We start from the raw sequence: 6,438 nt of genomic DNA, 5'->3' as shown, positions 1-6,438 counted from the left end.
AGCGTTGATAGCTCATTTGTTTGCTGACTAGTTATAGTCTGGTCTAGACTTATTGTTTGAATTGTTGGTTCATCAACAAAATGTTGATGCCCTACACATTTGGTTCGTCTTCTTTGTTCAGTTTTCAAAGGTCTATATCGCTTGTTGCGACTTTATTATCATACCGCAACCACCATCTCTTTGTCAAGAACTTTTTAAAATTTATTTTTTATTGTTGAGCTTTCTCTCAAAATGAAGAAATAAATTTTATTAGTTCTTTGAGAACAAGTGGAGATTTAAGAACTGTGTTTTGCTCCGCTCATCAGCGACAAGAAATATAATATAATGTTTTGCTATCAAAGTCAATAGATTTTTCCAAAAAAGTTTGAAATAAATAAAAAAGAGAAGCTTCTTGATGAAACTCCTCTTCTAAAAGCCTGATTTTTCAGTATTTATAGCCAATTAGTTTAATTAATAAAAGTGATTATTAGTTTCAAATTAATCTAAGCGTTGGTTAAGTTCATCAGCTAAATCCTCGAATCCTGGTTTTCCGAGTAAAGCAAACATATTTTTCTTATATGCTTCTACGCCAGGTTGGTTAAATGGATTAACGCCGTTGAGATAACCACTCATCCCTACTGCCAATTCAAAGAAGTAAATCATGTAACCTAAATGATAAGCGTCCATTTTTTCTAGATGAATCACAAAGTTAGGTACGCGACCGTCTGTATGGGCTAACAAGGTTCCTTGAAAAGCCTTAGTATTTACATAGTCCAGGTCCTTACCTTCTAGGTAGGAAAGTCCATCTAAGTCACTGTCTAAGCGAGGAATATCAATATTTCTTTCAGGTGTATCAACTTTGATAACCGTTTCCATCAGGTTCCGTTTTCCGTCTTGGATAGATTGCCCAATCGAATGCAAGTCGGTGGAGAAGTTAGCAGAAGATGGATAAATCCCTTTTTGGTCTTTTCCTTCAGATTCACCGAATAATTGTTTCCACCACTCTGCAAAGTATTGCATCTTTGGTTCATAGTTCACTAAGATTTCAGTGTCATAACCCTTGCGGTGAAGGATGTTTCTTAGGCCTGCATATTGGTAGGCACTATTTTTCTTCAAGTCTGCATCTGATAGATCTTCCATGGCTTGCTTAGCCCCTTCAAGGAGGGCATCTGTATCAGCACCACTCACCGCAATTGGTAAAAGCCCTACTGGTGTTAGAACGGTAAAGCGTCCCCCAACCCCGTCAGGAATAATAAAGGTCTCATAGCCTTCTTTATCGGCTTCTTCTCGTAGGGCACCTTTTGCTTTATCAGTTGTCGCATAAATCCGTTGTTTAGCAGCTTCTTTACCATATTTATCTTCTAGTAATTGCTTAAAGATTCTAAAGGCAATGGCTGTTTCAGTAGTAGTTCCTGATTTACTAATAACATTGACTGAGAAATCACGGTCACCAATCACTTCAATTAATTCGCTAAGGTAAGTTGAGCTTAAACTGTTACCGGCAAATAAAATTTGAGGATAGTCTCTTTTATCAGCTGGGAAATAGTTGATAAATTGATGACTTAAAAAGTCAATGGCTGCTTTGGCTCCCAAATAGGACCCACCTATTCCAAGCACCACTAAGACATCAGAGTCGGCTTGAATACGTTTGGCAGCTGCTTTTAGGCGGGCGTATTCTTCTTTGTCATAGTCTGCTGGAAGAGTTACCCAATCCGTAAAATCAGCACCTTGTCCTGTCTTTTCACGTAGCATCTTGTCTGCTGCGGTCACAAAGGGTTGTAAATAGTCTAATTCATGATCTTGAATAAAGTGTTGTGTTTTTGAATAATCAAAAGTTAATGTAGACAATGTTATTCCTCCAATCGATAATCTTTAATCTTTTCTGAATGGATATCTGCTAATGAGTTTTCAATCCACTCAGGCATTTTTTTATTGATTGTTTTAAAACCTATTTGTGGTGTGTGACGCCGCTTGGGTTTCTTTATCCGCGCTGGAAAATTTGGGGTGTTGGTTGCTTTAAGGGCCCGAATCGATAAACTGATTTTCTTGGTGTATTCATCGATATCGATGATTTTTACTTTGACCTGGTCCCCAATCGAAAAGCGTTCTTCGAGATTGGTGACATAGCCATGGTCAACTTCAGAAATATGAACCAAGCCATGGCAATGAGAGTCCAATTTGATGAATAAACCATAGGATTGAATGCCAGTCACTGTTCCATTAAGAACATCGCCAATCCGATAGTTTTCTTGACGCTCCATTACTGATCAAGGCCTTCAATATCAATCATCACAATTGAAACATCTTCTAAGGGTTTATCATGGCTGTCTCGCTCGACTGCTTCGATCTGATAGACAACATCCATCCCATCGACTACTTGACCAAATACCGTATGTTTGTGATCGAGCCAAGGGGTTCCTCCCTTTTGAGCATAGGTCTCAATAACTTCTTCAGGCCAAGAGAGTGCCTTCATCTGGTCTAACATGGCTTGGGGCACTTCTTGAGCAGAGACGATAAAGAATTGCGAGCCATTGGTATTTGGCCCAGCGTTAGCCATGGAGAGAGCTCCGTTAAAGTTGAAGACTTGATTAGAAAACTCATCTTCAAATGCACTGCCGTAGATACTTTCTCCCCCTCTACCCGTTCCGGTTGGGTCGCCACCCTGAATCATAAAGTTTGGAATGACACGGTGGAAAATAACCCCGTCATAATACCCAGATTGACTCAGTTCAATAAAGTTTTTCACTGCCTTGGGCGCTACCTCAGGGTATAAAGTGAGGGTAATATCCCCTAAAGTGGTTTTAATTGTTGCGGTAGGATTCTGATCATTGCTTTCCAGTTGTAGATAGTTCATTATTTACCTCCTTAGTTTAATTGTACCAAGATCGCAAATTTTTGTATAGAAGACTTTCAATAGCAGCAAACTTTCTCAAGGTCCTAAAAAACTTTTCTAGCCTCCTAATTCATGATAAGATTACACTAGTTAATATTAGAGAGGAAACATTCCAGTGAAAAATTTCCCCTTAACTGCCACGATTGTAGCAATTATTTTCACCCAAATAATTAAATACCCGATTGCCTATCTCTTTATGGGAAAAAAGGAAACCAAACTTTCTATTATCCATACGACCGGCGGCATGCCCAGTTCACATACCGCTGCGGTAACCGCCTTAATCACTTCCCTCATCCTTCAAGAAGGCTTTTTGTCTCCCTACGTTTCCATAGCAACAGCCTATGGGTTAATCGTTATGTTCGACGCCATGGGGGTAAGAAGACAAAGTGGTGAACAAGGCATTCTGATTAGAGAGTTATTGGCCATTTTACGTGAACACTATGTTAGTGAAGAGGACGGTCAAATCAATGAGAAGTTAGATCAGATTGATGACCAAAATATGGTTATCGATGATTATCTTGGGCATAAACCTTCGGAAGTCTTTGGGGGCTTTGTCGCTGGGGTCGGTGTTGCCTTTTTTATTCGCTTTATCTTTTTTTATTTTGATTGGATGATTTAATGACAGAAAAAAATATCAAAGATTTAACTATTATTGGCGCTGGCCCCAGTGGTTTATTCGCCGCCTTTTATGCAGGAATGCGTCAGCTTTCTGTACAAATTATTGATAGTCTTGCTCAAGTTGGCGGACAGCCCCACGCCTTGTATCCTGACAAGGCGATTTTTGATATTGGGGCCCTTCCGCAAATTACGGGTAAGGAACTCAGTCAAGCTCTGATGGAACAAGTGAAGCCCTTTGCTTCGACCACTAGCTTTCACTTTAACCATGACATCACTGAAATCAATGATGAAGGGGATTATTTTTCCTTAAAAAGTCAAAAGACATGTTTTTATAGCCGAGCCGTCCTAATTGCCGCTGGGGGCGGCGCTTTTAGACCACGTTCGGCAAATATTAAAAATGAAGCTGAATTTGAAGGAGACAAGTTATTTTATACCGTTAATCAGGCTCAAGATTTTCAGGGTCAAGCTGTTGCTATTTTAGGGGGAGGCGATACCGCTTTAGATAACGCTCTATTAGTCAGCCAGTACGCCAAGAAGCTTTATCTGGTCCACCGCCGAAATAGATTCCGTGGTCATGAATTTAGCCAAGCGCAATTGAAGACTAAAAGCAATGTTGAAATCATCACGCCCTATCAAGCTAAGGCCATTCATGCCCTCGAAGGGTCCCAGCAGATAGAACTCTTGTTGACCAAAAGTCGCAGTCAGGAAAGCAGGCGCCTCCAGCTAGACAGTATTATTTCTTCTTATGGTTTTCAAGCAAACATCAATGCCTTTAAGTCATGGCCTATCGAGTCTCTCGGCCAACGTATTCCTGTTAATGAACACATGCAAACGAGCCTGGCAGGGGTCTACGCCATCGGTGATATTTGTACTTACACAGGTAAAAACCAGTTAATCGCTAGTGGCTTCGGTGAGGCACCAACAGCCATTAACGCCATCACTTACTACCTCTACCCCGAGGAAAAACTAGCCCCTCTTCATAGCACCACTTACTTTAAAAAATAAATTGCATAAACAAAAAAACCGCAGCTAATGATTGCCTGCGGTTTTCTTATGTTAGGATTTCTATTTTTCTCACTCATCATCGGGTGTATTGATAACCTTAGTCATAGGGACTGGGGGGAGGTCATTATTTTGCTGACGAATTTTAGCATTGCGGTAGTTCGGACTAGTCTCGACGTTACCTTTTTTATTTTGCTTTTGCCAATTGATTAGAATGCGGTCAATGTAGCGCAGATTTAATACGCCATTCAAAACCGCTGCTTTAATGGCTTCCTTCACCGTTACCACATCATAGTGGTCTTCACTAAACCAAGCCGCCACTTGCTGGTATTCGATCGGCGATAAGGGACGACCAAATTCTTGTTCAATAATTTGAAAGATCGACCCTTCAGCCTTCTCTTCCGCTTGTTTTTCTTTTTTGGCATGGTTTTCTTCAAATAAACGCTCTAATTTTTGATAAAGCAAGTCTAGACTATAGTATTCAATCTGCTGACCCTGGTCACTTTCTTCGCTCTCAATTGATAAGAATTTTTTATCAATCAAATTCTGAATCATGTCATAAATTTCACCCTGGCTATAGCCCATACGCTTTTGTAAGGCTTGAATCGGTGGAAAATCATCTTGCATTTGCTGAAAGCTGACAATATGAATGAGAAACATCACTTCCTCATTGCTCAAAGAGAGCGCTTGATAGTTTTCTAATAAGCTGGTTTGTAAAACCGTATATTGTTTTCTTTCAACCACTAAAGTCCACCCTCTTAATTCATTTTTTCTTGCATAAAGCTACTAATCCGCTCAATTGCCTCTATGAATAAATTCTCATCAGTCGCATAAGATAAACGGACATGTTCTGGCATGCCAAAGGCGGATCCCGCTACCAAAGCAACGTGGGCTTCTTCTAGGATCGCCATGACAAAATCATCGACACTATCATAGCCACAGCTTAAAGCAGCTTGCTGGCATTTTGGAAACAGATAAAAGGCCCCTTGGGGTTTATTAGCTAGTTCAAAGCCTGGTAAATTGATTACGGCCTCATAGCCCTTATTTAGACGATCTTCATAGGTTGAACGCATGGATTCAACCAATTCCGGACCGCTCTTGAAGGCCCCTAAAGCCGCGTATTGGCTCACACCAGCTGCATTACCACTGATTTGACCCGCTAATTTGTTGAGCATTTTTATAATTTTTTGATCAGCTAAACAATAGCCTAAGCGCCAACCAGTCATCGCATAACTCTTTGACATACCATTCACCACAATGGTATTGGCACGAGCCTCTGGGCTTATAGCAGCAAGAGAATAAAACTGGTTGCCGTTATAAACTAACTGGCTATAAATTTCATCAGCAATCATCAATAGATTGTGCTTCAAACAGTAGTCAGCAATAGCCGCTAACTCTTCCTTACTTAAAACCGTTCCGGTCGGATTAGCCGGTGAATTAATCAGCAAAATCTTTGTTTTTGGAGTGAGGTATTGGTCAATAATTTCAGGCGTTAAGCGGAAATCATTGTCAGCATCAGTTTGAGCTAAAACCGCCTTGGCCCCAGTTAGGCGTATCTGTTCTTCATAACTCACCCAATAGGGACTTGGCACAATCACTTCATCACCTGGGTTTAATAGAATTTGGAACAAATCATAAAGGACTAACTTGCTGCCGTTAGCAATAAAGACTTGATCAGCTGTATAAGGCACCCCATCTTTTTCTTGATGAAATTTAGCAATAGCTTCTCTAACTTCTAAAAGTCCTCCAGCTGGCGTATAATGGTGGCCTTTTCCTTGGTCTAAGGCTGTTTTAGCATAATCAACAATTGGACTAGGCGTAGGAAAATCTGGTTCTCCTAAGGTTAAACTAATAATATCCTTGCCTTGAGCTTTTAATTGTTTGGCGCGATCACTGGCTTTAAGGGTGCTTGATTCTTTTAATTCTAAAGCGCGTTTCGAAAACAT

7 protein-coding genes are annotated in these 6,438 nt (G+C 40.4%); 2 read left to right on the top strand and 5 right to left on the bottom strand.

Translation table 11 applies throughout. From position 1 onward, the window contains the following. Nucleotides 1-477: 477 nt before the first annotated feature. From JFU01_RS07700 to JFU01_RS07690, 3 genes are read right to left on the bottom strand one after another with little or no spacing between them, the layout of a single operon-like run. Entirely contained in the window at nt 478-1,827 is a 1,350-nt protein-coding gene (locus JFU01_RS07700; RefSeq protein ID WP_195856485.1) for a glucose-6-phosphate isomerase, read from the bottom strand. Nucleotides 1,828-1,829: 2 nt separating this feature from the next. Next, complete coding sequence (locus JFU01_RS07695; protein WP_195856484.1) at nt 1,830-2,240, bottom strand: CvfD/Ygs/GSP13 family RNA-binding post-transcriptional regulator; 411 nt, start codon at nt 2,238-2,240, stop codon at nt 1,830-1,832. Continuing rightward, a complete protein-coding gene (locus JFU01_RS07690) occupies nt 2,240-2,833 on the bottom strand; it encodes a peptidylprolyl isomerase (RefSeq protein ID WP_195856483.1) in 594 nt (197 codons plus the stop codon). Before JFU01_RS07690 ends, JFU01_RS07695 begins: the two co-directional genes overlap by 1 nt. Before the next feature lie 154 nt (nt 2,834-2,987). Here JFU01_RS07690 and JFU01_RS07685 point away from each other — a divergent pair, with 154 nt between their 5' ends. Both JFU01_RS07685 and JFU01_RS07680 read left to right on the top strand, forming a co-directional pair. Continuing rightward, entirely contained in the window at nt 2,988-3,491 is a 504-nt protein-coding gene (locus JFU01_RS07685; RefSeq protein ID WP_195856482.1) for a divergent PAP2 family protein, read from the top strand. Continuing rightward, on the top strand, nt 3,491-4,495 hold the full coding sequence (locus tag JFU01_RS07680; RefSeq protein WP_195856481.1) for an NAD(P)/FAD-dependent oxidoreductase: 1,005 nt from the start codon (nt 3,491-3,493) through the stop codon (nt 4,493-4,495). The genes JFU01_RS07685 and JFU01_RS07680 overlap by 1 nt, the downstream gene beginning before the upstream one ends. 69 nt (nt 4,496-4,564) lie before the next feature. Here the strand turns inward: JFU01_RS07680 and JFU01_RS07675 are convergent, their stop codons facing one another. Both JFU01_RS07675 and JFU01_RS07670 read right to left on the bottom strand, forming a co-directional pair. Beyond that, entirely contained in the window at nt 4,565-5,236 is a 672-nt protein-coding gene (locus JFU01_RS07675; protein ID WP_195856480.1) for a DnaD domain-containing protein, read from the bottom strand. A gap of 14 nt (nt 5,237-5,250) precedes the next feature. Then, a complete protein-coding gene (locus tag JFU01_RS07670; protein WP_195856479.1) occupies nt 5,251-6,438 on the bottom strand; it encodes a pyridoxal phosphate-dependent aminotransferase in 1,188 nt (395 codons plus the stop codon).

Origin of the sequence: Aerococcus sp. Group 2 (assembly GCF_905125285.1) — a bacterium.
In the GTDB taxonomy this organism is placed as follows: Bacteria; Bacillota; Bacilli; order Lactobacillales; family Aerococcaceae; genus Aerococcus; species Aerococcus urinae_E.
Note: the sequence above shows the minus strand (reverse complement) of the source record. Positions and strands in the feature narration are given on the sequence as shown.

Coding starts and splice junctions, on each gene's coding strand:
- JFU01_RS07695 (WP_195856484.1), bottom strand. CDS start 2,240: ATGGAGCGTCAAGAAAACTATCGGATTGGCGATGTTCTTAATGGAACA.
- JFU01_RS07690 (WP_195856483.1), bottom strand. CDS start 2,833: ATGAACTATCTACAACTGGAAAGCAATGATCAGAATCCTACCGCAACA.
- JFU01_RS07680 (WP_195856481.1), top strand. CDS start 3,491: ATGACAGAAAAAAATATCAAAGATTTAACTATTATTGGCGCTGGCCCC.
- JFU01_RS07670 (WP_195856479.1), bottom strand. CDS start 6,438: ATGTTTTCGAAACGCGCTTTAGAATTAAAAGAATCAAGCACCCTTAAA.